Here is a 25,682-nt window from a genome sequence, read left to right as displayed (position 1 = left end):
CGTGGCACCACCTGAATCCATTCCGAACTCAGAAGTGAAACACGTTAGCGGCGATGGTAGTGTGGGGTCTCCCCATGTGAGAGTAGCACATCGCCAAGCTCCTATTTAGAATGAAGCCCACTCAAACGAGTGGGCTTTTTTCGTTTGTGCGGTATATAAAGACCTGTATCTGTTTCTTTCAAAAGGATTGAGCTGGTTGCATTTAGAGTGTTTGCAAATTGCTGAGATCAAAGGGGCACTACGTAACACGACCTCACGTAGTGTAAGCTTACTATCTAATCGATTGCTTGATAGAGAGTAATGTCTGTGTAGGATCGGTAATACCGTATTGTTGCTTTAGCCTTGCTATTAATGCGGGGTGTTGCAGAACAAATTGATTAATGTCTTCAATCAATTTAACTTGATGAACCGTTGATAGATGAAAATCCACTGGTTTACTCGGTAGAGTGGGGTCAAACTTCATAGGGCCTAAGTCTGGATGTAGAGCAAGTAGGTGTTTCGCCACATGGTAATCACAATCAGCTGCTTCTACTCTTCCCATTTCCAGTAATTTTAATGCGCTTATACTATCATTGGTTCCTACCAGAGTGAGTTTGCCTGCGTTAATCCTTTGTTCCCAATAGCGAGGGGAAAATCCGTACGGGATACCCAGCTTTTTAATGTTATCTATTGGTTGTAAGTATTGTTCAGGCTTAACCCATGTACCCGCTAAGGTTGTTACAACGGGTAAGCTAAAGTGCTTTTGCGAGGCTTTGGACACTGGATTAGTCCATTTTGGGTGGTCTGGATAAATCAGGTCAACACTGCCTTTTAATAACTCACGCTGTAATCGCAAAACAGGCATCGCGATATATTCAAAGCTGTGACCGCTTTCTTTGGCATAAGCTTCTAACAATGCCCAGCCATAGCCTTTATTTGACGGAGAGCGGAAGTCGTAGTGAGGGTAATAGCTGAGATTTTGGGAGGCGACAACAAACCGCTCTGCAAGAGATAATGGTGAAACGATAATGAGTAAGAAGACGAAAATACGCATAGTAATCATCAATTTCGAACATACATTAACGTTATATGAAGGTATTCTTTGATGCAAAGTGAAAACGGATATTTAGCCTAAAGAATAAGCTGAGGCTTTTGTATCCTTAGGGCTTAATGAAAGTCGCGAGAAACCAAATGTAATTCATGCAGTTCGTGAGAGCGGTCAATAAGCTTGCCGGCAATGACATGAATTACTCCTTCAGGCGAGCGTTCTAATACCCCATTCACTTGTAAAACGATAGACTTTAAAAATGCACGTTTTTGCTCTCTCGCCGTGGCCTGCCATACAACAACGTTAATATTGCCGGTAGGATCTTCTAATGTCACAAAAGTTACGCCACTGGCCGTACCTGGGGCTTGTCTACCTGTTACGCATCCAACGACCTTAACAATACTCTTGTTGGGCTTGGTATGGAGATCAGAAAAAAAACAAATACCCGAAAGTTTACCGGCTTGCTGTAAAAGGCTGATTGGATGGTGTTTGAGTGATAAAGAAAGTGAATGATAATCTTCTTTGAGTGCTTCAACTTGTGTTGGAGGCTGTATTGTTGACTGTGTAGGGGCTTGTGTATTATCAAACAAAGGTAAAGATTGCTGTTTATCCATAAGCTGCCAGCGGGCGGAGAATCGGTGTGCAGTGAGGGACGCAAAGGCTTCTGCACTTGCAAGCGCTTCCTTGTGATCGTTTGGGATAGATATTTGGTGGATGTCACTGATACAAGAAAATAAACCGTTTTCACGATAAGCGATGATCTTATCAGCGCTTTCTTGTGAGAACCCCTTTATTTGCCTAAACCCAAGACGAATTGAAAGGTCGTTTTCTATAATGTGGTCCCAATTCGAGTGGTTGATACAAACAGGAAGAACACTCACATGGTGCCGTTTGGCATCTTGTACTAGCTGGCTGGCGCTATAAAAACCCATGGGTAAACTATTTAATAAAGCAGTGAAGAACTCAGTAGGGAAATAGTATTTTAACCATGCTGATGCATACGCAAGTACAGCAAACGAAGCTGAATGGGATTCTGGAAACCCGTATTCGCCAAACCCACAAATTTGATCATAAAGGCGTTGCGCAAAAGCCTCGTCGTACCCTTTTTTTGTCATACCAGAAATAAGCTTGTGCTTGAATTTCTGAAGTTCGCCGGTTTTTTTCCAACTCGCCATAGCTCGACGTAGCTGATCAGCTTCACCACCTGTAAAGCCTGCGGCTACCATAGCAAGTTGAATAACTTGCTCTTGAAAAATAGGCACGCCCATTGTGCGATTTAATACGCTTTTAACCGCTTCTGAAGGATATTGAATCGCTTCTTTACCATGACGCCGTAATAAATATGGGTGGACCATATCACCTTGTATAGGCCCTGGCCGTACAATGGCAATTTGTACGACCAAGTCGTAATAGCAGTTTGGCTTTAAACGCGGCAGCATTGACATTTGCGCGCGTGACTCTATTTGAAAAACGCCGACTGTATCAGCGTTCGTGATCATCTTATACACTTGCTGATCATCACCGAGCTTGGTGATAAAAGGGAGCGACAAGGTAAAGTTTTTGTGCTGCTTTATTAAATGAAATGCCTTACGGATAGCCGTCAGCATACCAAGCGCGAGAACGTCTACTTTTAACAGCCCTAAACTCTCAATGTCGTCTTTATCCCATTGAATAACTGTGCGTTCGGCCATGGCTGCGTTCTCAACAGGCACAAGTTCATACAAAGGCCCTGATGAAATCACAAAGCCTCCAACGTGTTGAGACAAGTGTCTAGGAAAGCCAAGTATTTCATTCACCAGCTCAAACAGCAGTGTGGCTTTAGCATTAGTGGTATGTAAGCCTGCATCAATGAGTTGCTGTTTCCATCCTAATGCGCGATCGCGTCGGTTGACTTGGTTAAGCCAAAAGCTCAGTTGTGACTCCTCATAACCCAGCGCTTTGCCCACTTCACGAAAAGCACTTTTGAAGCGAAACGATATCACCGTAGCGGCCAATGCGGTTCGCTCTCGTCCGTACTTTTGATAGATATACTGAATGACTTCTTCTCGGCGCTCATGCTCAAAATCTACGTCTATATCGGGCGGCTCATTACGCTCTTTGGATATAAATCTTTCAAATAGCACATTGATTTGCCGAGGGTCGACAGCCGTTATTTCCAAGCAATAACAAACGACGGAGTTGGCTGCAGAGCCTCGCCCTTGATATAAAATATGTTGCTGTTGAGCAAACTTCACAATGTCGTATATGGTCAAGAAAAAATACGCATATTGCTGTTCCGCAATCAGTGTGAGTTCTTTTTCTATAATTGCTCGTATCTCTTGGGAAACTCCTTCGGGAAAGCGCTTTTTAATCCCGTTTTCTACACACTCTCGCAAGTATGATTGAGCCGACTTTCCCTCAGGTACTAATTCTGCGGGGTATTGATAACGCAACTCATTGAGGCTGAAATGGCAATGCTTAGCAATATTGAGTGTTTCTTGTAACCATTGAGACGGGTAAAGTCTTTGCAGCTTATTCAGTGGGCGTAAACAGCGTTCTGCATTGGCTAATGCACTTAGGCCGAGAGAGGCAACAGTCAGACCCTCTCTAATGGCATGTAATACGTGTTGAATTTTTTGCCGATCAGTATGGTGAAACAGCACTTGGCCAACAGCGCAAACGGGCAACGAATATTCAGCGGTTAGTCGATTTGCATGGCAAAACCTGTCTTCATCCTTGCCGTCGAGTAAGCGACTCACACCAATCCAGCAGCGACCTTCGAAGTGTTTCATCAGCCAAGATGCCCAGTGGGTATTGGCCTCTTCATTTAATGACGGTAGCCATATTAAAAAACAGTGCCGAATAGTTTTTATGTCCCACTCAGCAAGTTCGTAATGCCCTTTTTTACATCGTCGGCGAGCGCTTGTGATAATGCGGCAAAGCTCACTATAAGCCGCTTTATTGGGGCATAGTAAAACGAAGGAAAAATGCTCATGAAAATGGAACAGGCTACCGACAATGAGTTGAATTGGTAAGTTTTGACGCTTTATCTCTGAATAGGCGCGAACAACACCCGCTACAGAACATTCGTCGGTTATTGCGATTGCTTGGTAGCCTAAAAATGAAGCCGTTGTGACGTACTCTTCGGGATGTGAAGCGCCAATCAAAAAGGAAAAGTTAGATTGGCAAGCTAGCTCAGCATAACTCATCAGCCAAACCAGCCATGTTGAAACCATTGCCCCTGACTATCTTTGAACACCCATAAATAGCCACCATGACTTGCTTGAGCAACGTAGTAATCTCGCTGCAAGCTATGCTCGTCCCACCAGCCTGTACTCAGGCGTTCAGGCCCATATAGCACACGAGTAGGCTCAGTTAACACTATAGGGTATGGCATTACGTGAAGCGGGTAATGTAAAGGCGCGTTACAGGTACCCTTTGTTGTATTGGGTGATGCTGGAAGCGTAACCCTATGCTCATTCACATACACGGGCTGAGAAACACTGCTTGCACCTAGTCGCGCAATTAACTTACCCACCAATTGCGCTTGCGCGATGGCGTTATGCTGCGGAGAGAAAAAATCATTACTATTAGGTTGTAGCTCAACAAGGGCGTCAGCGCTCAATGTAATTTCTGTTACTGGCTCTGAAAACTTGAACTGCTCTAACTTTAATGCGATTAACATTAGCCATTGTTGCGCACAGTGTTGTGGTATAGCTGCTGTTATCGAAAGCGAATCGGGTTGCTGTTCGCGGTAGTGAAACCGAATAGACAATGATGTGGTTTGTTGATTGCGCTGAAGTAAAAAGCGCGACAACGCTTTTACCTGTTGCGTGAGATAGATGAGTAACTTATCAGAAATACTGACTTCATAGGGCAGTACTATATGATGAGAGAAGTGCTCTGGGGGGGCAAACATAGAAAGTGTTGGAAAGCGTTCTCCCCTTAGCGTAGCGAGGTAGACAAGTACCTCTTTATCGAATCGTCGCCCCATCTCGTGAGTAGGAATAGCGAATACATCACCGAGTGTTCGCATGCCTACACGCGATAGTTTATTGCTCGTTTTGGTATCAATATGCAGTGATTGCAGGGGGACAGAGGCTAATGCCTGCTTGATGGCATGTTCATCCTGCAACAGCTGATTACATTGCCTTTCTGCTAGTATTTGTGCGGCTTGAGGAGAATAAGCACTCGCAAAGGTGTACTGATAGGGCGTTTTTGCGAGCGTATATTGAATTGCAGCCCACAAACTTTCAACGCAGCCGTAATAGGTCGTGGTTCGGTCTAATCTCAGGTATAAGCCATGTGGTGAGTTTAGTGCGATTTCACCGATAACCGGATAAAGCGATAGAGCAAGGTCGTGTAACCGATGTGTTGCTAAACTCTCGTCATACGCGAGTAAACGTAATTTACTACACATAGCACTCGCTGCGGCTAACCCCATACCGGGTTGTATATTGTGCGATATTGCGACTTGGCATGCTTGCAGTATTTCATTCTTTGTCGGCTCATAGACCACGGTAGGTTCGGTGGAATGTGCATGAGCTTGCTGACGAAGTAGGGAGTCGTCATCCAGTTGCAACTGATAAAACGAAAGATAAAGCCACAGCATGATTATTCACTGACTAATGATATCGATGTTTGTTGCTGACGGCTTTGGGTAAAAGCAGCATTAATCGCTGTATTTGTATAAGGGCAAGGTAATGTAATGGGCACATAGGTTCTGGCCCAGCTTCCCTGAATTTTATGAATGTGCGCATACCATTGTTGTTGATGCCATTCCCACTGCCAATCTAAGGCCACGGGCAATACCTCTCGGTGTTGCTGGCTGTGATCGAAACACAGCAAAAGCGTTTGGTGATGAGAGGCAATAACTTGTAAACGGCGAGCCAGTTTAGGTGAGTGTGACATCGACCAAAACAAAACACAGCCACAAGCCTCACTTCGCAAACATTGTTCAACGCTCCATAGTGTTTCTTGTTCATTATTTGGCATAACAAAGAGGCATTGCTCATGTGCAATCTCATGTTGGAAAAACCAGTGATGGGAGAGTTGCGCAGGCGGGTTTACAAAGATGATATGTTTCTTTTGAGACTGAATGTTCTTTAATATTGGCAAGTGATGCAACACTTCACCAGCGCCTTGAGGGCAAATGAGCCGAATAAAACCATAAGCAGGTAAGCCTCCTTGTAGAGCGTGATCGATAGAATCATTTTGGCTAGATACACGCTCTTTCGAGGCTGAATAAGTTTGCCGGCCTCGTTTTATCGATGGATGCTGTAAAATAGGTGTAGGTATTTTCATAACTATAATGCTGTATGTATATACAGCATTATAGTTAAAAAAAACGCCCCTGCAAGTTGAGGAGCGTGATGAATAAAAAGTGGTTAATTATCGGTAGCTTGAACCGACAATGCGCCCTGACTGATCTTATTACACGCAGTAATAAAACCATCAACGGTGTTTTTAGACCATGCAACACGTATATCACTCGGCTGTTCTTTGATGCAATTTCTAATATCTTCCATCTCAAACTCGAGCTTCATTAATACTTTATTTAATGCTTCCTCAACGGTCGCATCTTTTTCGCAGCATTCCATGACAATGGTACCAAAACAACTAAACAGCGCACTTAACACCTGATAATCAGCGTTGCTGATCATTCCTCGTTTATGATTCGACTCTAAACGGGCCATAAAGACCTGTTGGAGCTCGTTCGAAATCATCACTAAATTACTGTAAGCGTAGTTTGCCCGTTTGGTCGAGCTACGCACATTGTGATTACTCAATGCAAGTTGGCGCTGAAAATTCTGCACGCGTAAAACAAAGTAAATCAGTAACAAAACCAGTACTGAAATAATACTAAAGGCAACCATGGTGACTTCCTGTTTGAGCCTTAACGATAAGAGTTATAGTTATTTATTATAGAGAACAGTGTGCACTTATTGCCTTGATCAGATCATTAAATGCCTACAACGAGTAGCCATCTTATAGGAAGTCACTAATATCGCCAAGTGGCAAACGATACCGGTGTTGTATTGCGATTGGTGAGGGAAGAGAGAGGGCGTAAGGTTAAGCCCTCTACTTGTGCTAGTCTTTTTTCGGCGTGTAAATTGGGCTGGGAAACGCCGTTACTTTATCTGAAAGCTGTGTGATTTTTGCTGTGCCTTGTTTCTTAACTTCATCAATACGCAGCACATTATGCATGGGAATATAAGTGCGAGTGACGTCAGAAAACTCTGATTTTAGTTTTTCATGGCTAGGGTCAAGTACCAAACTTGTGTGCGTGTCCCAGACAAAATCACCAATCTCGACAAAGCCGAACAACCCGCCTTGTGACAGCTCTTTCACATACAGTTCGTATTTTTCGCCATTACTAACAAATTGAATCCGAAAAAGAGGGTCATGTTTACTCATATTGACTACCTACACTCCAAAACAACACGAGAGATTATTGGCGCGTAGTGTACTCGATTCTTATGACTTCGCCAAAGGCCCGAGTAAAGCGTGAGTAGCAATAATTAGTTCTTCTGCTGAGTCAGCTAAAATAGCATTAACGGCAAAGCCTTGAACATAACTGGTCAATTGCAGCGCTGTTGACTCGATGTTTACCGATGAATGTAACTCATCGGCGCGCTGCGCTTGTTCAAGGCAGCCGATAAACGCAAGCTGGAGGTTATCGAGATAATGTCGACCTCGGGAACGGATTTCGTCGTCATCATTGCCCAGTTCCGTTACGCAGTTAATCAGTAAGCAGCCGCGCCCTTGGATAAGAGAGATGTAACGTTCAAAAAAGCCATTAATAGAAGCTAGCCCTTGGTGAGATTCCAATTCGGCAACAACAGGGCTTAATTCTGTGGTGTGATAGTGATCAAGTACGCGGTAAAGAAACGTTTGCTTGCTGCCAAACTCCAAATAAAAAGCACGGCGATTAAAGTCGGTGCGGGCAATAATTTCATCCATAATGGCACTGTGAAAACTGTGCTCAAGGAAGATATCAATTGCTTGAGAAAGAATGACTTCTACATTGTACAGGGCTACGCGCGGCATAATACGCTTATCGTTATTAAGAACTTGTATTCTTCAATGATAGCCGAATTACAGCAAAGCACAAAGAGAAAGAGCGGGCGATGATTATCTATCATTAGTGTCTTGGGGTAGTATGGCAACAGAATAAAGATGATTGATGTGGTAACTATGCTTAAAAAACTCATGCTCGGAGGCTTATTGGCCCCGCTTTTAACATTTTCTATGGTTGGGGAGGCCCAACAACCGCCGACGTTCTCACCAGATACACAGCGAATCAAATCTCACCTATTTTTTCTGGCTGATGATTTACTGGAGGGGCGTGATACGGGATCTAGAGGGCATGAAATTGCAGCGCTCTATATTGCCACTGAGTTTGCGAAATATGGGTTAACGCCCATGGGTACTGACGGCTATCGGCAACAAGTTCCATTTCGAAAAGCAACCTTGGTGCAGTCTTCTCCTACGATGCAAGTAACCAATGGCGATGCATCGCTTTCTTTCACTTATCCGAAAGACTTTTTAACCGGTCCTGATTTATTGCGTGAGCAAACTCAACTACAAGGTGAGTTGGTGTTTGTAGGATACGGTATTGAAGCGCCAGAACTTAACCACAATGATTACGCAGACCTAGATGTAAAGGGTAAGGTGGTTGTGATGCTAGCGGGTAAGCCTGCTTCTTTTCCCAGTGAAGAAGGGGCACATTTTGCATCGGGTTATCAAAAATCCAAGTATGCGGCAGCGCATGGTGCGGTGGGCGTTATAACAATTTCTACGCCCCAAAATGAAAAAGTCCGCCCTTATCAAGGTCGCTTGAATTATATCCATACACCGAGAATGGCATGGCTGAATGAGGATAATATCCCTGCCAATACGTTTTCATCGTTGAAAGGCAGTGCATATTTAAGCATACCGGCGGCTGAACAGTTATTCGCCGAAGCTAAGGTAAGCCTTAGTGATATTTATGCTCAGTTAGATGAAGATATTGCTCCAGCTGGTTTTGTATTACCTGGTGTCATGTCGTTAACTAAAGCCAGTCAGCATAGCGAGGTTACGAGCCCCAATGTTGTGGGGATGATCGAAGGCTCCGACCCTAAGTTGAAAAACGAGTATATTGTGTTTTCTGCGCATTCAGACCACATTGGATTCGCCAAAACGGTAAAACAAGACAATATCAATAACGGCGCGATGGACAATGCTTCAGGGACTGCCGTCATGTTAGAAACCGCAAGGTTATTCAGTCAACTTCCGCAAAAGCCTAAACGCAGCATTTTATTTGTCTCAGTCACGGGCGAGGAAAAGGGTTTATTAGGCGCAGATTATTTCGCTCGTAACCCAACGGTACCTGCGAAATCCATGGTGGCTAACGTGAATCTCGATATGCCAATTCTTACGTATGAGTTTGCCGATGTCATCGCCTTTGGCGCTAATCACAGTGATTTGCAAGAGTCTGTGGCACAAGCGGCCGACAATGTTGGATTAAGCCTGAGCCCAGATCCTTGGCCCGAACAGGCACTGTTTACACGCTCTGACCACTATGCTTTTGTAAAGCAAGGTGTCCCTTCTGTCTTTCTGGTTCCAGGCTTAACAAGCGCAGACCCTAACGTAGATGGCAGTAAAGCATTTGGCGCGTTTTTAGCAACCCATTATCACATGCCGAGCGATGACATTAATCAGCCTTTCAATTGGCAAGCCGCGTATAATTTTGCCTTAGTGAATGCGCAAATTGGTTTCACATTGGCGAATCAGCAAAAACGGCCACAATGGAACGAAGGTGATTTCTTTGGCGAGACGTTTCGTCAGCAATAAAGAGATGGAATAGAAACAATAAAGCGCCGGTATCGGCGCTTTATTTGGGTGTTTAACTTAAGAAGGCGTGTTTAAAGCACAGCCATTGGTCATTGAATTGCTCAGTTGGTTTACGGGTAAAACCACTGCGAATAAATTGGTTAATTCGACCATCAGCATAGCTGATCAAGAGGTTTGCTAATACGGCTTCATCTGCAGAAAGTGTTTTACCTTCGCGTAACTTTCTCTCTCGAAGCACCTGTTTGAATTGTGTTTCTAATCGTTCAAACAATTTAGCAATGCGCAAACGCAAACGCTCTTGCTCACCCATTAATGCGTCGCCATTCAATATACGCGTAATGCCAGGGTTCTTTTCCGCAAAGCCTAAAATTAAATGCAAAATGAGTTGGCATCGTGCAATCGAATCTTTTTCTTCATTTAAAATGCGGTTAATGCGTGAAAACAAGGTTTCTTCAATAAACTCGATGAGGCCTTCAAACATTCTTGCTTTACTGGGAAAGTGTCGATAAAGCGCTGCTTCTGATACTCCCACTTTTTCTGCGAGTTTCGCCGTGGTAATACGTTGACCTTGGTTGCTTTCTAACATTCCCGCGAGGGCTTGTAGGATCTGCGCGCGACGATTCGGTTTTTTTACTGCAGGCATAAATTATTATTCCTCTGCAAACGGGTCTTCGCCCGCATTCCATGTTAAAGGTACTTAGCAAAGGTGGCGTGGTCACCACATTGGCTATTTATTTTTATTTTCAAATTGCTGTAACACAACAGCCATCAGAGCTTCAGCTAAACTCGACTTTGGTTGTGCAGGAAGTTGTGCTTCACCGTTCGCCCATAATACGTGAAGAGCATTGTGTTCGCTGTTAAAGCCTAATCCGTCAGCGGTAATGTCGTTAGCGGCGATCATGTCGATACCTTTAGCTTTTAACTTGTTCTTGGCGTAGGTTTCAACATGTTGGCTTTCTGCGGCAAACCCAACTGTAAATGGTGGGGAGGGTAATAGCGCAACTGATTTTAGAATATCAGGGTTTTTAACTAAAGTAAGTGTTAACTTATCTTTCTCTGATTGTTTCTTAATTTTATTTTCTGCAATTTCCGCGGCTCGATAATCTGCAACGGCAGCTGAGGCGATGAATATATCACACTCGGGCGCGAGTTTTATGACAGCGTCGTGCATTTCTTGTGCACTCAGTACGTTTATACGTTCACAGCGAGCGGGAGTACTGAGTGAAACAGGACCGCAGACAAGGGTAACTTTGGCGCCTAATACCGCGCAGGCTTGGGCTATTGCAAATCCCATTTTCCCTGAACTGTAATTACTAATATAACGCACAGGGTCGAGCGCTTCTCGCGTTGGCCCTGCTGTTATAACAACATGCTTATTCGCTAAAGGCTTACCGTGTTGTGCAAAAAGGTGTTCGACGATTTCCTCAGGTTCCAGCATTCTTCCTGGGCCAACATCGCCACATGCTTGCTCACCCGAAGCTGGGCCAATTATATGAACGCCATCTTGCAATAATTGTTGAATATTGCGTTGGGTTGCTGGTGCTCGCCACATTTGCTGGTTCATTGCTGGTGCAATAATTAGTTGGGCGGTGGTGGCTAAATAAAGGGTACTGAGCAAATCGTCGGCTAAGCCATGAGCGAACTTAGCGAGTATATTCGCCGTCGCGGGCGCGACCAAAAGGGTGTCAGCCCATTTGGCAAGCGCAATGTGGCCCATTCCGGCTTCGGCTTGTTCGTCAATTAAAAGTGTATGTACGGGGTAGCCCGAAACGGCCTGCAAAGAAAGTGGACTTACAAAATGCGTTGCCGATTCCGTCATTACAACACGCACATCTGCGCCTTGCGCTTTGAGTTTTCGTACGAGATCTGGGGTTTTGTAAGCTGCTATTCCACCAGTAATCGCTAGCAATATTCTTTGAGGCGTGTTCGTCATCTTTTTATGCTCAACAGATAAAACTCGTAAAGGTTATCACGACTTTATTATGGGAGGGTAGTTAAGGAGACAATCTGGCTTTGGGGTCAGTGTGTTTTATGTTCAGGAGCATTTAGCATAGTGAGGCAACTGAGGACGATTATGTTAAACCTATTACCAGATGAAGAAAGGCCACGAGAAAAGTTACTGGCGTATGGATGCGAAAGTCTTTCTGACGCAGAATTGCTCGCGATCCTTATTCGCACGGGAAACGGCGGGCGCTGCGCGCTAACGATTGCGCGTCATCTGCTAACTGAGTTTGGCTCCATAAGGGGAGTTGTGACGTCGAGTATTGATGAACTTTGTGCCATTCCCGGCGTAGGGGAAGCTAAATACGCTGAGCTGCAAGCTGCATTTGAAATTATTCGGCGCCATTTAAAGGAAGTGGTATCGCGGATAAATACATTTACTAATGCAGAAGCAGTAAAGCGCTTTTTAACCGCAAAATTAAGAGACCGGCAACAAGAAGTGTTTGCCATGCTAACACTCGATACGCAACATCGATTAATTGACTATCACGAGTTGTTTTTTGGCACCGTGAATGCCGCAGCAGTATACCCCAGAGAATTAGTGAAGCTGGCGTTAAAAATGAACGCCGCCGCGGTGATTTTGATCCACAACCATCCCTCAGGTGTGGCTGAACCCAGTGACGCTGATAAACGTATTACCAAAGACATCACACAGGCTATGCAAGTGATTGATATTCAGGTACTTGACCATTTCGTTGTGGGCGACAGTGAAATTGTATCATTTGCGCAAAGAGGCTGGATCTGAAACAATGATCATGAGCGATCCTGATGTGGGATCGTTTAATATCGTATTTTTTTACTCGCATTGATGCTGTATAAAAAACTCGCAAATTATACTTGGTCAACTATAGCTTTAGCTATTAAAATACTTTAGTATAAAGTTTGGTGGGTTTTCTTAAATGAAAGGATTAAACATGAAAAAAGCATTAGCTTCTTTGGTATTGGGTGCAGCCCTAGCGACGACTGCCAATGCTCAGGAACTAGCACAAGGTTCTAGTTCAACTGCATTTACTGTTGGCGGTATCGCTGGCGAAATCGTTGTTGGTGGTGCTGTTTTTGCAACATGGGCAGTAGGCGCAGCAACAAACAGTAACGGTAACATGGGTGGCCCAGACGGCGAACCTGTAATCGTATATTGTGCTGATGACACAGACGACGTGCTATTGAACGGTGAATGTGTTGGTACTACATCAACAGTAACTGTAACTGCATCTGGTACTGGTACTGCAACTAAAACTATTACAGTGCCTGTAACTTATACATACCTTCCAACGGTTGTTGAATAAACAATAATCGTTGTGTGTAAATGAAACACCCAGCTTGGTTCAAGCTGGGTGTTTTTATTTGTAAAGGATGAGAAACGGCGTCAATTACGCCAAAGTTTCGATATTCCGGTGAAATTTCTATTAAGCGTGGCAAAATCTTGCTAGCATTTTTGCTTTCACGTTTTACATCATGTAGTGCAAAAATGGACTTAAAATCTCTAGTAACTTTTATTGTTATTGGCGTGAGTAGCGTCACATTACAAGGCTGCTCGTCAACAACTCAAGCCTATTATGATTCCTTCATTCTTGCATTTTCTGCATCGGATGCTGAAGTCACCTTAGAGAAGGTGATGACATCACCCGTCGACTTGTTATCCGTAAAACACGGCGATCGAAAAATTGCCGTAATGGCGTTAGCTTATATCGAAGATGATGGATATAAGTGGGTGTCATCTGACCACGCTGTATTAGTCATTGACCACGGTGTAATTGTGCGGACAGCGGGCTTACCCATCGATCTGCTATATACCACCAATACCAACGCTAACCCGTTATCTTCAGTCACTCAGTTGTCTTCGCAATGGCAACGAACAGTCGATATTGAAGGTGAGCTGTCTGGGGTAAATATCTCGTCTCAATGGCGGGAAGATGGCGTTGAGCCGCTGAACGTGTTTGGTTTAGAAATTAACACAACTCGCGTTATTGAAACCGTCACCATGACGCCGAATGTTCCATTCATTACGTTGAATCAGACGTGGGAAAACAAATACCTTGTTGATAAAGCATCAGGCCAGGTGATTTATGCAGAACAGCGGTTTGCACCTGATACCGACCCCTTTACATTGACCTTCCTCAGTCGGGCATCACGACTGCTTAATTTTTCTGTAGTAGAAGGGTGATCATGCGCCATTATATTTTCATATGTTCATTGTTACTTGCGGTAGCGTTGCCAGCGAATGTTAGTGCAGCGGTTAATATACTGATTAATGACACTCGCTACGAATATACTCAGCCAGTGAGATTGGATCAGGTACTTGCTCCCGTTGCTGCTCAATCGCGTTGGTATTGGCCGGCTTCAGCGCTGTTTGATGTCAATCAGCAAGATGCCATTGCATTAAAATATACCGTACTCGCACAGATCGAGGCGTTATCAGCCGATTATCATGACGACTCCGAATTTTTAGCGGGTCTCAATTCTCTTCGAGAGCAAGTAAAGTCGTGGACGATATCACACCGTGTTCGCATCCCAATTGACTACGATGCAATTAGGCTAAACGTGTCGTTAAACCGAGAAATGTTAGCGGGCAGCTATCGTTTGATACTTACAACTCGCCCGCAAAAAGTGCAAGTGATTAGCGCATTTGGTGCTTATCGAGAAGCCTTATATAAACCTCAGAGAACGGCTGCAGACTATGCCGAACAATTTGCACTCCACTCACAATTAGATAAAGACTGGGCCTATGTGATATCGCCTGATGGTTTTGTTCGCAAAATTGGCATTGCGTATTGGAATAAGGAAGCGATTCAAATTATGCCAGGTAGTCAGATTTATTTTCCATTGAATACATCAATATTGAATAGTGATATTGAGGCGCTCAATCGCAATATTGCAAAACTAGCCGCAAATCGAGTGGTGGAGTGGTAAGTATGAATAAACTTTCTCCAATCGCTTTAGCTGTGAGTGCTAGCTTTGCTATTCCAACGTTTGCGGCCGAAGACGACATTATTGAAATACCGCATTATGCGGTAAATCCTTCGCAAATGGTGCAGGGCGGTGTAGGTATGATCCAGACGCCTACGTCGCGAATGATGCCCGAAGGTGGTTTTTCTGTTTCCTATACAGACAATGAAGAATATCGATTCTGGAACGTTAGCATGCAGCTGTTCCCGTGGATGGAAGCCACGGCCAGATATACAGATGTGCGAACGAAAAAATATAGCCAAGTCGAGAGCTTTAGTGGTGATCAAACCCTAAAAGATAAAGGCTTAGATGTGAAATTTCGATTGTGGCAAGAAAGTTTCTATTTGCCTGAAATTTCCGTTGGCTTCCGAGATTTTGGTGGCACCGGCTTTTTTGAAAGTGAATATGTCACAGCCAGTAAAGCATGGGGGCCGTTTGATTTCCACCTAGGCGCTGGTTGGGGATATTTGGGCACATCTGATGACGTGTCTAATCCGTTTTGCGAAATTCGAGAAAGCTATTGTGATCGTCCTTCAGGGTATTCCGGTAAAGGCGGAAAAATTGACTATCAGCATTTCTTTAAAGGGCCGATGGCAATTTTTGGTGGGATAGAGTACCAAACTCCTTGGGAGCCTCTGCGTTTAAAGCTTGAATACGAAGGCAACAACTACAGCCAAGATCGCGCGGGTGAATTGCAACAAGATAGCCGCTGGAACTTTGGTGCGGTTTATAAATACAACAACTTTGATTTTCATGCTAACTACCAGCGCGGCAATACCATTGGTTTTGGTGTGACTTATCACTTTAATCTACACACGATTTCTCAGGTGAAATTTGATGAAGAGCCGAGAGATATTAGTAAAGCTGTACCGCCTAAGACGGTAGATGATATTTATCGTGGCCGTTTGTACAAAGACCTTCACATGAAAGGTGGCTTTTTACTTAACGACACTGATATTAAAGAAGACGAAGCGGTATTTTATGGCGTACAACGCTTTTATCCGGATCAAAAAGATGCGATTAATCGCGTAGGGCGCATCCTTGCGTCTGAATTACCTGATTCAATTAAAACCTATCACCTAGTCGAAACCGGGGGGAATACCCCAATGGTTGATACGGTGATTGATGCGGATAAATTCAAAGCTGCAGCTACTTACCGTGGATTAGAGAGTGATGTAACTCAAACGTACTATCGCCAAGATGTGTCTGATGATATTTACGACGCTTTCGACCCAGTGAGAGAAGGTGGTATCTATTACTCAATGAGTACGTTCTGGGTACAGTCATTTGGTAACCCAGAAGACTTTTTCTTGTATCAAGGTGGATTGTCATTCCAGGCCGGCTATGAATTTAATAGCCAGTTTTCATTCCACAGCAACACGCGCTATACGTTGTTAGATAACTTCGATAAGTTTAATTTTAAGGTCGATCAGGAAGATTCGTCTTTGCACCGCGTGCGAACTTATGTGCGTGAATATGTGACTCGCAGCAATCTTGTTTCTGATTCGGCGTTTTTGCGTTGGGCAGACAGGGTTGACGATAATCTCTATGCACAAGTGTATGGGGGCTATCTCGAAACGATGTTTGCGGGTGTTGGTACCGAGTTTTTATACCGTGAAGTGGATAGCAACTGGGCTTTTGGTATCGACCTTAACTATGTAAAACAACGTTCGTATAAATCGACCTTTGGCTTAGATGATTATACCGCTTTAACAGGGCATGCTTCTGTGTATTGGCGTCCAGAATTTTTGCCGGACACTCGTATATCTCTAAGCGCGGGGCAGTTCTTGGCAAAAGATAAAGGTGTTAACATTGATTTTGCCAAACGCTTCGACAGCGGGATTGTAGTAGGGGCCTTTGCTGCCATAACGAATGTGTCTGCTGAAGAATATGGAGAAGGAAGTTTTACTAAAGGCTTCTATATTTCGATTCCATTTGATTTATTCGTGTTAAAATCAGCCAAAGGCCGAGGATATTTCCCTTGGGTACCTATTGCTCGTGATGGTGGCCAGGCACTTCGTCGCCCTGTCATGCTGATAGATACCACCGATTTACGTTCTCCCTTTATGAATTATTAAAGGGAAGAACAACCCGAAAGACAGTGGGGTAAGACTGTCTATTCGCGGGTGGATCGAGCAGGATCGCACAAAGATTCACCTTTTTGCGCATTTTTATTGAATTTGGATCTGAATTGCTGTATAAAATGCGCCCTCTTATTCGTAGGTATTCGTCAACTGACCCGATTGCCAAAAATGGTGGGTTCGGCTGGCGCGACAGTTATTGTTCTGGAGACAAATAGAATGTCAAGAGTATGTCAAGTAACAGGTAAGCGTCCTGCGGTTGGTAATAACCGTTCACACGCTAGAAACGCGACTCGTCGTCGCTTTTTGCCAAACCTTCAAACTCACCGTTTTTGGGTTGAAAGTGAAAACCGTTTTGTTAAATTACGCCTTACTCCTAAAGGTATGCGTATTATCGACAAAAAAGGTATTGATGCAGTATTAACTGACATCCGTGCCCGTGGTGAAAAAATCTAAGGAAGCCTAACAATGCGTGATAAAATTAAATTAGTTTCTTCAGCGGGTACAGGTTTCTTCTACACCACTGACAAAAACAAGCGTAACATGCCTGGTAAAATGGAGATCAAAAAATACGATCCCGTTGTACGTAAGCACGTTATGTTCAAAGAGGCAAAAATCAAGTAACAAAACTTGCTTTTGTCTCCAAGAAAGCCCGGCCCTTGCCGGGTTTTTTGCGTCTTGAGCGAATCTTGCCATCTGCATTATTCGCGTTACACTTGCCACTCTCGTGAATAATAGGTAGCGAAAGTGGTAAGCGTGTCTAAACGAACCGTAAATAACATCGTCATCTACGCCATGTTGCTGATGGTGTTTATGTTTAATATTGATAAATTTCTTCCCTCTGCGAAGCAAGCAGCCCTCACTCCCTTGTTACCTGATGATGCCTATGTGCTAAAAATTGACATGGACCAATACCGCCTTGAGCGTGTTGGCCAGAGTTGGCGCTGGAATATCACACCTGCAAAACATGGGGCAGCTTCACCCGAATCGCAACGCGCAGCATGGCAGCGCGCTAAACTATTGTCTGAAGCCTCTCCGAGTAACGATGTAAGCAATATTAACCCATACATCGCCGTGGTGTGGTTAGCGGGTGAGGGGACAGGTCGTGTTTATGCTATTTACCCCGGAGACACAACGTGGGTGTGTTATCAACAACAGTGGTTTAGCTTGCATCAAGCGACCCTGGAAGAACTATTGCCTTGGCTTGCCTTTGAGCCAATAACTACGAGTGGTGAGCATGCCTGAATTACCTGAAGTTGAAGTGAGCCGCCTAGGCATAACACCGTGGATGGAAGGCCAGAAAATCGCAAAAATTATTGTTCGCGACAAGCGCCTTCGTTGGCCCGTACCGGATGATATTCATCGCGCAGAGGGCTGTGTGATAACGCGTATTACGCGTAGAGCCAAGTATTTATTGCTCCATGTTGAGGGTGGTCAGATAGTCATGCATTTGGGTATGTCAGGAAAACTGCGAGTCATCGACAAACAAGTGCCTGTAATTAAACACGACCATATAGATATTGTATTAGATAACGGAAAATGCCTGCGATTTAATGACCCCAGACGTTTTGGCGCTTGTTTATGGCAACCTGAGGGTGAAGAGATTGCTTTAATGCAAAGTCTTGGCCCTGAGCCGCTCACTGATGATTTTGACGGTGCCAGATTGAGTGTCTTGGCGAAAGGCAAAAAGTCAGCGGTGAAAAATTTCATTATGGATAATCACGTTGTGGTGGGGGTCGGCAACATATACGCCAATGAAGCATTGTTCATGGCAGGCATTGACCCTCGAAGAGCCGCCGGTAGAGTAAGTGCTGAGCGATACAAGGTATTGGCAGAGGCAATTAAAAACGTATTGGCGAAAGCGATTAGCCAAGGAGGCACTACGCTGAAAGACTTTGCCCAGAGTGATGGCAACCCAGGGTATTTTGCCCAAGAACTACAAGTATACGGTAAAACAGGAAAACCTTGCCCCATATGCCATACCGACATTAAAAGTGTGACCATAGGGCAGCGCAATACGTTTTACTGCCCTTCTTGCCAACGTTAATGGCTTACGGATGCAAGCGCTTATCGAGGGCTTCTTTGACCACAGGGTGACAAAACTGACTCACGTCGCCCTTGTGTAACGCTACTTCTTTCACCAAGGTTGAAGAGATAAATGAGTTTTCTTCGGCTGGGGTCAAAAAGACACTCTCTAAATTAGGGTTTAGCCGGCGATTCATATTCGCTAATTGAAATTCGTATTCAAAATCAGACACTGCTCTGAGGCCACGAATGAGAAAGGTTGCACTTTGCTGCTTTGCGAAATCGGCCAACAAGCCCGTAAAGCCTTGCACTTCGACGTTGTCTAACTTTCCCGTAACTTCGGTTAACAAGGCAACGCGCTCTTCAAGAGAGAACAAGGGTTGCTTGCTGGGGTTCGCGGCAATGCCAACAATCACGTGGTTAAACATGCGTGCAGCGCGTTCGATAAGGTCTGCATGACCGTTGGTTACTGGATCAAACGTACCTGGGTAGATAGCTCGGGTGTGCATAATTCTGTCATTCAAAAATCATTTTAAAAACAGTAACGGGAATTACTCATAGATGCAATTTGAAAGGAGCATTCTGAGCGTACAAATATCTCAGTAAGCGATCCGCGTTACACGATTTACTATTCAGGTGACCGTGTTTTGGTAACCCAAAAGTAATGCCTGCCAGTCTTGAGGCCTGAAATGGTAGTGGGGATATTTGCCTAACTCTTTATTCAATGAACGTTGCAAACGTGCCAGATTTTGTGCCTTCCATTTGTCGCCTTGTCGAATACCGCATTTGTCAAAATCGATAATCCAAATTTTGTTGTCTGCGTCCATCATGATGTTATGAATATTGAGATCGTGATGGTAAACCTGTGCATTGTGTAATTGCGCGATCACTTCGCCGGTTTTATGCCACTGTTTCTCGTTAACCACATTGGCTAATAAGTATTGGTGTAAGTCTTGGGCATGAGGAATACGCAAACTCAATAAGTCGGCGGTGTACCAAGGGCCAATGCGAGTTACTTTACCTGCAACAGCGGTTGGAACCGGCAGCCCTTTACTAAGCATATAGCTGTGTAACGTGAGTTCTTGCCAAGGGCGGGTATTTTGTATGCCCGTAAAGACAAACTTGTCGCGACTTACATGGCGAATCAATCCACCACGTCGATATCGTCGGAGCACGAAATCAAAGCCTTGATGATGAATAAAGTGCGTTGTGCCTCTGCCATCTGCGCTACCCGTTATGCTCCCTTTTTCTTCCCAGTAGTCAATGTCGAACCATTGATCTGTAATAGACGACAGGGCCAACCCGTCGATAGGCATTGGTGTGCGTATTAAAGTCACGTGATTGGGTTCACGTGAAACGGCAGGCCGCATAGAATTTTCTCGACAATGACTTGTGTAATGCGTCAGATTGTAATGAAATTAGCGGCAATATTCAGTGGTCCGCAGGAAAATCTTTGTCAACTTCATACACTTTGCCTCAAAATGCGCAGCTTTGTTTACTCCGACTCTCAGCAATTGGTGATGTTTGTCACGCTACGGCAATGGTGCAACGTATCAGAAAGCATCGTCCCGATGTCGCTATTACGTGGGTGATAGGCAAAGTTGAATACCAGTTACTCAAAGGTCTTGAGGGCGTTGAATTTGTGGTATTCGATAAAAAGCAGGGCCGGGCAGGTGTAAAAGCGTTGAAGGCGGCGATAGGGCATATCAAGTTTGATGCGCTCTGCATGATGCAAGTTGCGCTGCGGGCAAATTGGGTTTCGCGCGTGATCAAAGCAAAAATTCGTCTAGGTTTTGACAAAGCGCGCAGCAAGGAAGGCCATAGTTTATTTATCAATCGCCGTGTAGATAAACAAGCATTTCCTCATGTACTTGAAGGCTTTATGGCGTTCGCCGACGCACTAGGCGTACCGGGAGACCATCAGCCACATTGGCATATGCCTGTCGCGCCATCAGATTATACCCAAGCGCATCAATTGCTTACCGACTTACAAGAATATGTAGTCTTGTGTCCCACGGCATCAAAAGCTGAGCGCAATTGGCTACCCGAGCGGTACGCCGCTGTGTGTGACTATTTAGCCGGTGAGAACATCCCTGTTGTGCTTTGCGGCGGGCCGGGCGAATTAGACCGAGACATGGCAACTGCCATCTTGGCCAAAACGCCTCACGTGAGTGTTAACCTCGTTGGACAAACCTCGCTTAAAGCGCAACTTGCTATTCTTGATAAAGCGCGCTGTGTTATCGCTCCTGATACTGGCCCAGCGCATATGGCGACAACCGTAGGTACGCCCGTTGTTGGGCTTTATGCTCATTCCAACCCACGCCGAACAGGGCCATATTTAAGCCAGCAGTTTGTGGTATCTGTGTATGATGAATGTGTTATCGAGCAGCATGGTAAAACATGGGACACATTGCCTTACGGAACACGGGTAAAAGGAGCCGAATTAATGCAAAAAATCTCTGTTGATGCAGTTATCGAGGCCATTGGGCTAGCTTTACATACTAATAAAACGGCAGTGAAATAGCCTAGGCTTTTTATATTAAATAGCCGATTTGACTAGCAAATTGGCAGATTTTTTCTACACTCTTTAGCAATGATTAACATAACGTTATAAACCGACTAAGTTTTCGCGTGCAGGTTGTGAAGGGAGTACACAATGCACAAGTATCTTGTTCAACTTATAGTTATTTCTCTCACGTTGAGTGTCTTTTGCACGTCGACAGGTGTTGCCGCGTCTCCCCAAATCATCGTTAATCAATCGGTAGATACCACAGCGTTATCGCGAACAGACTTGCGTTTGCTATTTGCCGGAAGACGCCAGTTTTGGGCTGACGGCACCAAAGTCACTGTTTTTGTGTTGCCAGCCAACACTGATGTCCATCGCAATTTTTGCGCCGATTTACTTGCCATGTACCCCTATCAACTTGAGCATATATGGCATCAAATTACCTACTCAGGATTGGGCGACAGCCCCATTATCGTAACCAACCAAAGAGAGTTGGTCGAACGTGTAAACACCACCAAAGGGGCTATTGGTTACGTTGCAAATAAACCCGGATGGGAGTCGATGAGCATCAAGTTTGTATCAATGGAGTTGGGTGGATGAAGAAAAGTATTCTCGTCTTAATGGTGGCATGGATGTTCATGAGCAACATAGGGGTAGCAGATGAATTTAGCTGGCATGGATTTATTAGCCAAGGGGTCACTCAATCTGTCGATACAGAATTTGTTACAGACAACGACGAGGTGAGTTTAGCCCTGACCGAGGCGGGTATTAATGGGCGCTACAGTTTGAAGCCAAACCTCAATGTGGTTGGTCAGGTTGTGTACCTCAATGGTGGTAACCGCTATCGAGAAGGGGCAAGGGTTGATTATCTCTTTGTTGATTGGGGCTTGCCTGAGTTTAACGATTGGCATGTTAACTTACACATTGGGCGCTATAAAAACCGCCATTGGCTGAGTTCAGCAACAAGAGATGTGCCACAGACTCGCAGTACAGCTGTGTTGCCTCAATCGATTTATTACGACGCAATTCGCGATGTTGCTCTGAGTAGTGATGGGTTGGATATTCAAGCGTCGCGGTACAGTGATGCCGGCAATTGGGAAGTGAATGTAAGTTACGGCCGCTCTCCCATTCCCAAAAGCGAAACGAAAGCGCTAGTAGGCCCAATGGCGCAAGGGCGTGTGCATCAAGACTATGTGCATCAAATGAGCGTGTTTTGGCAACCCCCTTCACTAAAATGGCTTGTTGGAGTGAGTTATCTCGACTCAACCTTTACTTATAAGCCGGCCGAAATCGATGGCTTGCTATACGGCGACAACTCAGTGAAACGCTATATGTTGTCGTTGCGTTATATGGCGGAAAAATGGGAACTGAGCAGCGAGTTGATCCAAGAAGACTTTTCATACCAAGGCCAATTTGCAAATGGGGTGGTATTTTCCAGTGATCGCATCGGCCAAGGTGGCTATGTGCAATGGCGATACTTTATCAAGCCCGAATTGGCTCTTTTGCTGCGATACGATACCCACGACAACGATAAAAATGACCGCCATGGCTATCAATTACAAGCATCGTCTTATGACACCATTCCTCGGTATTACGGGTTCATGGATATGGGAACGGTTGGGCTTAGCTGGCAGTTTGCATCTAATTGGAAAGTGTACGGTGAATATTCTCGCACGCACGGGGCGGGGCGTTTAAAGCAAGTGCTGACGCCTGACAGCCTAGTGCAGGCGGAAGAATACTGGCATATGTGGTCTGTACAAGTAATGTATTGGTTCTAATGAAGAGAAAATTTATCTCTTTGAGCAGTAAAGTCATGGTGGTGATGGTCTGTCTCATGTTGCTTTTTTTCTTGGCACTAGGGGGCTTGTTAATTGCTCATGGTGAACAACAGACAGCGCGAGCATATCAGTCTATTCAACAGCAGCATCAAGCCCGATATCAATTTATCGTCGAAACCTTTGCCAGCCGTTTGGTGATTTGGGCCGAGAGCGTGACGCACTTCTTACGTGACGATGAACGGTTGGAGTTAAAGCTCGAACAAGCGACGTTTTTTCAGCAATTTCATTGGCAGATAGAACAAAGCTGGCTGATATTAGACGACGACACCGTTTCTTATGGTGATGAACTTATCTTAAACGCCAATGACTGGCAGCAAATATCCTTAACGCGATTACAACTCCAGCCAACTTATCGCATTGATTGCCTGAGTGGAGCTTGTTATTTCGTTGTGGGTTTACCGGTTAGAAAATCGAAAGACACCCATGCCATCTATCTAATGCGCTCTTCAATGCAGGAAATCCTCGCGCTTTTAGGTAAAGCGGCTCAATCGCGGGTGGCATTGGTTGATGTAGATACCGACGAAAAACAACACGTGCAGGTGAACCTTATTGGTGAAGTTAATCACGAATTAGAGACGTTTTATGACAGTATTATGCGTAAAGTTAATCGTCAAAACACATCAACCTTGTACAGCACAGGAATGAATGTAAAAGACGGAGATGCTTCCTACCACGTGATGCTGATGCCATTAGCTGGCAGCAAAATCGATATTTTTTCGTTAAGCGAAGCGCAGGGATATTACATTCTTGTGGTCGATGACGTCACGGAACTTGCTAACACAGCCAAGCGTAACCAGCTGTCTATCATTATTGCCGCCTTGGTTCTGTTTGTTGTATTTAGTGTGAGTATTTATTTGCTGCTACACCGCTATGGCAAAAAATTAATGACGCTAAGTCGTCGTTTGCCCCTGTTGGCAAAGCGTGAATACGACGCGTTTCGCACGCATCAAATCCACAACAAACCCAAACCACCGACCTTTCACGACGAATTAGATATTTTAGAAAGTGCAGCAGACGACCTCGCACTACAGCTCGAAGCCTTGGATTATCGCGTAGAGCAGCACACCGCCAAACTAGAAAAACTGGCGATGTTCGATGCACTAACAGGCTTGCCCAATCGCAATGCGCTAACACAAAAATTAGAACGTCTCATCGCTGAGTTGTCACAGCAGAATGAAGCGATTGCCTTACTGTTTGTCGACCTCGATGACTTTAAAAAAGTCAACGATAGCTATGGTCACGACGTGGGTGATAAGTTGTTGTTTAATGCCTCTAAACGCATGACATCTGTGATCACTGAAGGGCAAATTGTTGCTCGTTTTGGCGGTGACGAATTTGTTGTGGTACTTGCACAATCTGTCACTCGCGAACGCGTAGAAATGTATCTGCATAGCTTATTGAACAAATTCAATGAGCCGGTAAAAATCGATACGTTCAGCTTTTACATGTCTTTGAGTGTGGGTGTGGCCATTTCACCCGCAACGGCAGTGACTACGAGTGACTTATTACGTCATGCCGACATTGCCATGTATGAGGCGAAAAAACGTCAAGGGTCTTCATATCGCATCTTCGATAGCACGATGAACAGAAAAGTCATGCAGAAGGTTGAGATAGAAAGTGAGGCCAGAATTGCACTGAGAGAAAACCACTTCTTTTTAGCATTGCAGCCACAGCTCTCATTACACGATCACAAACTCGTTGGATTTGAAGCTTTAATTCGTTGGCAACATCCGCAAAAAGGGTTAATCCCTCCCGGTGATTTTATTCCTGCATTGGAAAACACTGCGTTTATGGTGCAATTGGATTTCTGGGTGTTGGAGCGAGGTATTCAGCTTCTCAATGCCCTCGACATCAACGGCTATCACGACGTTAAATTAGCGGTAAACATCTCAGCGTCGCAATTTGTGGATATAAATTTAATCGAGTTTTTAACCACCAAATTGAAGCAGTATCAGGTTAATCCAGCCCTAATAGAGTTAGAGTTAACTGAAACAGCCCTAGTTGCAGATATAGAGCGTACCACTAAGGTGATGAGTGAAATTAGAGCCTTGGGATGCCAAATCGCCATTGACGATTTTGGTACCGGTTATTCATCGCTGAGCTATTTAAAGTCGATCCCCGCTGACCTCGTGAAAATTGACCGTTCGTTTATCGCCGATATGATGCAAAGCGACAATAACAACAGCATAGTTGCCTCGACTATTAAAATGGTCAAAAGTATGGGGCTGAGTGTGATAGCAGAAGGCATTGAGACCAAAGCACAGTACGCTCGTCTAATCGAGTTTGAGTGTGACTACGGTCAAGGCTATCTTATGGGTAAACCCATTCCCGAAAAGCAGTTGTGGCAAACCTTAGCAACCCATTGCCAGCAAAACACCTGGCGTTTTTAGGTTTAGAGAGGTTTTGCTCAAAAGGTGTGCTGAATTGTTTACACCCATTGGCTT

At 44.6% G+C, this 25,682-nt stretch carries 25 protein-coding genes and 1 rRNA gene; 15 read left to right on the top strand and 11 right to left on the bottom strand.

Annotated elements, in window-relative coordinates:
- A 5S ribosomal RNA gene (gene rrf / locus ACXAH6_RS15195) occupies window positions 1-99 on the top strand; the annotation flags it as partial.
- A gap of 172 nt (window positions 100-271) precedes the next feature.
- Here the strand turns inward: rrf and ACXAH6_RS15190 are convergent.
- From ACXAH6_RS15190 to ACXAH6_RS15160, 7 genes are all read right to left on the bottom strand, one after another.
- Window positions 272-1,033 carry a hypothetical protein gene (locus ACXAH6_RS15190; RefSeq protein ID WP_474878155.1) on the bottom strand — a complete coding sequence of 254 codons (762 nt, stop codon included), beginning with the start codon at window positions 1,031-1,033 and terminating at the stop codon, window positions 272-274.
- Between the two features lie 113 nt (window positions 1,034-1,146).
- On the bottom strand, window positions 1,147-4,215 hold the full coding sequence (locus ACXAH6_RS15185; RefSeq protein ID WP_474878161.1) for an error-prone DNA polymerase: 3,069 nt from the start codon (window positions 4,213-4,215) through the stop codon (window positions 1,147-1,149).
- Complete coding sequence (locus ACXAH6_RS15180; protein ID WP_474878154.1) at window positions 4,215-5,618, bottom strand: Y-family DNA polymerase; 1,404 nt, start codon at window positions 5,616-5,618, stop codon at window positions 4,215-4,217. Before ACXAH6_RS15180 ends, ACXAH6_RS15185 begins: the two co-directional genes overlap by 1 nt.
- 2 nt (window positions 5,619-5,620) lie before the next feature.
- Window positions 5,621-6,310, bottom strand: coding sequence for a hypothetical protein (locus tag ACXAH6_RS15175; protein WP_474878153.1), 690 nt, complete (start codon window positions 6,308-6,310; stop codon window positions 5,621-5,623).
- 83 nt (window positions 6,311-6,393) lie between these two features.
- Window positions 6,394-6,882 (bottom strand): hypothetical protein, encoded by a 489-nt coding sequence (locus ACXAH6_RS15170; protein ID WP_474878151.1) that lies wholly within the window; start codon window positions 6,880-6,882, stop codon window positions 6,394-6,396.
- Between the two features lie 214 nt (window positions 6,883-7,096).
- Window positions 7,097-7,423 carry a DUF1820 family protein gene (locus ACXAH6_RS15165; protein ID WP_474878149.1) on the bottom strand — a complete coding sequence of 109 codons (327 nt, stop codon included), beginning with the start codon at window positions 7,421-7,423 and terminating at the stop codon, window positions 7,097-7,099.
- A gap of 60 nt (window positions 7,424-7,483) precedes the next feature.
- The gene (locus tag ACXAH6_RS15160) at window positions 7,484-8,056 is read right to left on the bottom strand and encodes a TetR/AcrR family transcriptional regulator (RefSeq protein ID WP_474878148.1); all 573 of its coding nucleotides are present in this window, start codon (window positions 8,054-8,056) and stop codon (window positions 7,484-7,486) included.
- Window positions 8,057-8,203: 147 nt separating this feature from the next.
- Here ACXAH6_RS15160 and ACXAH6_RS15155 point away from each other — a divergent pair, with 147 nt between their 5' ends.
- Window positions 8,204-9,841, top strand: coding sequence for a M28 family metallopeptidase (locus ACXAH6_RS15155; RefSeq protein WP_474878159.1), 1,638 nt, complete (start codon window positions 8,204-8,206; stop codon window positions 9,839-9,841).
- A gap of 52 nt (window positions 9,842-9,893) precedes the next feature.
- Here ACXAH6_RS15155 and slmA read toward each other — a convergent pair whose 3' ends face one another.
- Both slmA and coaBC read right to left on the bottom strand, forming a co-directional pair.
- The gene (slmA, locus tag ACXAH6_RS15150; RefSeq protein WP_474878146.1) at window positions 9,894-10,484 is read right to left on the bottom strand and encodes a nucleoid occlusion factor SlmA; all 591 of its coding nucleotides are present in this window, start codon (window positions 10,482-10,484) and stop codon (window positions 9,894-9,896) included.
- Window positions 10,485-10,568: 84 nt separating this feature from the next.
- A complete protein-coding gene (coaBC, locus tag ACXAH6_RS15145; RefSeq protein ID WP_474878145.1) occupies window positions 10,569-11,774 on the bottom strand; it encodes a bifunctional phosphopantothenoylcysteine decarboxylase/phosphopantothenate--cysteine ligase CoaBC in 1,206 nt (401 codons plus the stop codon).
- Between the two features lie 138 nt (window positions 11,775-11,912).
- On the opposite strand from coaBC, the gene radC reads away from it, so the two are divergent.
- The 9 genes from radC (at window position 11,913) to mutM (ending at window position 18,916) form a co-directional block, all read left to right on the top strand.
- Window positions 11,913-12,587 carry a RadC family protein gene (radC, locus tag ACXAH6_RS15140; protein ID WP_474878158.1) on the top strand — a complete coding sequence of 225 codons (675 nt, stop codon included), beginning with the start codon at window positions 11,913-11,915 and terminating at the stop codon, window positions 12,585-12,587.
- A gap of 169 nt (window positions 12,588-12,756) precedes the next feature.
- Window positions 12,757-13,128 (top strand): hypothetical protein, encoded by a 372-nt coding sequence (locus ACXAH6_RS15135; protein ID WP_474878144.1) that lies wholly within the window; start codon window positions 12,757-12,759, stop codon window positions 13,126-13,128.
- Window positions 13,129-13,310: 182 nt separating this feature from the next.
- Window positions 13,311-14,006 (top strand): YjbF family lipoprotein, encoded by a 696-nt coding sequence (locus ACXAH6_RS15130; RefSeq protein WP_474878142.1) that lies wholly within the window; start codon window positions 13,311-13,313, stop codon window positions 14,004-14,006.
- 2 nt (window positions 14,007-14,008) lie between these two features.
- Window positions 14,009-14,752, top strand: a complete 744-nt coding sequence (locus ACXAH6_RS15125; protein ID WP_474878140.1) for a capsule biosynthesis GfcC family protein — start codon at window positions 14,009-14,011, stop codon at window positions 14,750-14,752.
- A 2-nt stretch (window positions 14,753-14,754) separates the two neighbouring features.
- A complete protein-coding gene (locus ACXAH6_RS15120) occupies window positions 14,755-16,866 on the top strand; it encodes a YjbH domain-containing protein (protein WP_474878138.1) in 2,112 nt (703 codons plus the stop codon).
- A gap of 222 nt (window positions 16,867-17,088) precedes the next feature.
- A complete protein-coding gene (gene rpmB, locus ACXAH6_RS15115; RefSeq protein ID WP_070175149.1) occupies window positions 17,089-17,325 on the top strand; it encodes a 50S ribosomal protein L28 in 237 nt (78 codons plus the stop codon).
- Window positions 17,326-17,337: 12 nt separating this feature from the next.
- Window positions 17,338-17,493 carry a 50S ribosomal protein L33 gene (gene rpmG / locus ACXAH6_RS15110; protein WP_012516577.1) on the top strand — a complete coding sequence of 52 codons (156 nt, stop codon included), beginning with the start codon at window positions 17,338-17,340 and terminating at the stop codon, window positions 17,491-17,493.
- 132 nt (window positions 17,494-17,625) lie between these two features.
- Window positions 17,626-18,114 (top strand): hypothetical protein, encoded by a 489-nt coding sequence (locus tag ACXAH6_RS15105; RefSeq protein WP_474878135.1) that lies wholly within the window; start codon window positions 17,626-17,628, stop codon window positions 18,112-18,114.
- Window positions 18,107-18,916, top strand: a complete 810-nt coding sequence (gene mutM / locus ACXAH6_RS15100; RefSeq protein WP_474878134.1) for a bifunctional DNA-formamidopyrimidine glycosylase/DNA-(apurinic or apyrimidinic site) lyase — start codon at window positions 18,107-18,109, stop codon at window positions 18,914-18,916. Before ACXAH6_RS15105 ends, mutM begins: the two co-directional genes overlap by 8 nt.
- A gap of 4 nt (window positions 18,917-18,920) precedes the next feature.
- Here mutM and coaD read toward each other — a convergent pair whose 3' ends face one another.
- Together coaD and ACXAH6_RS15090 are read right to left on the bottom strand one after the other, a co-directional pair.
- Window positions 18,921-19,403, bottom strand: coding sequence for a pantetheine-phosphate adenylyltransferase (gene coaD, locus ACXAH6_RS15095; protein WP_474878132.1), 483 nt, complete (start codon window positions 19,401-19,403; stop codon window positions 18,921-18,923).
- Between the two features lie 123 nt (window positions 19,404-19,526).
- Window positions 19,527-20,264 (bottom strand): 3-deoxy-D-manno-octulosonic acid kinase, encoded by a 738-nt coding sequence (locus ACXAH6_RS15090; protein WP_474878130.1) that lies wholly within the window; start codon window positions 20,262-20,264, stop codon window positions 19,527-19,529.
- An 83-nt stretch (window positions 20,265-20,347) separates the two neighbouring features.
- On the opposite strand from ACXAH6_RS15090, the gene ACXAH6_RS15085 reads away from it, so the two are divergent.
- The 4 genes from ACXAH6_RS15085 to ACXAH6_RS15070 all read left to right on the top strand — a co-directional run bounded on the left by ACXAH6_RS15085 (window position 20,348) and on the right by ACXAH6_RS15070 (window position 25,628).
- A complete protein-coding gene (locus ACXAH6_RS15085) occupies window positions 20,348-21,418 on the top strand; it encodes a glycosyltransferase family 9 protein (protein ID WP_474878128.1) in 1,071 nt (356 codons plus the stop codon).
- Window positions 21,419-21,550: 132 nt separating this feature from the next.
- Entirely contained in the window at window positions 21,551-22,000 is a 450-nt protein-coding gene (locus tag ACXAH6_RS15080; RefSeq protein WP_474878127.1) for a hypothetical protein, read from the top strand.
- Window positions 21,997-23,178, top strand: a complete 1,182-nt coding sequence (locus tag ACXAH6_RS15075; RefSeq protein ID WP_474878125.1) for a porin — start codon at window positions 21,997-21,999, stop codon at window positions 23,176-23,178. Before ACXAH6_RS15080 ends, ACXAH6_RS15075 begins: the two co-directional genes overlap by 4 nt.
- Window positions 23,178-25,628 carry a putative bifunctional diguanylate cyclase/phosphodiesterase gene (locus tag ACXAH6_RS15070; RefSeq protein WP_474878123.1) on the top strand — a complete coding sequence of 817 codons (2,451 nt, stop codon included), beginning with the start codon at window positions 23,178-23,180 and terminating at the stop codon, window positions 25,626-25,628. Before ACXAH6_RS15075 ends, ACXAH6_RS15070 begins: the two co-directional genes overlap by 1 nt.
- The last annotated feature ends 54 nt before the right edge of the window (window positions 25,629-25,682 follow it).

The sequence above is a fragment of the Alteromonas sp. ABE4_545 genome, assembly GCF_056161325.1.
This window is presented reverse-complemented; position numbering and strand designations above follow the sequence as displayed.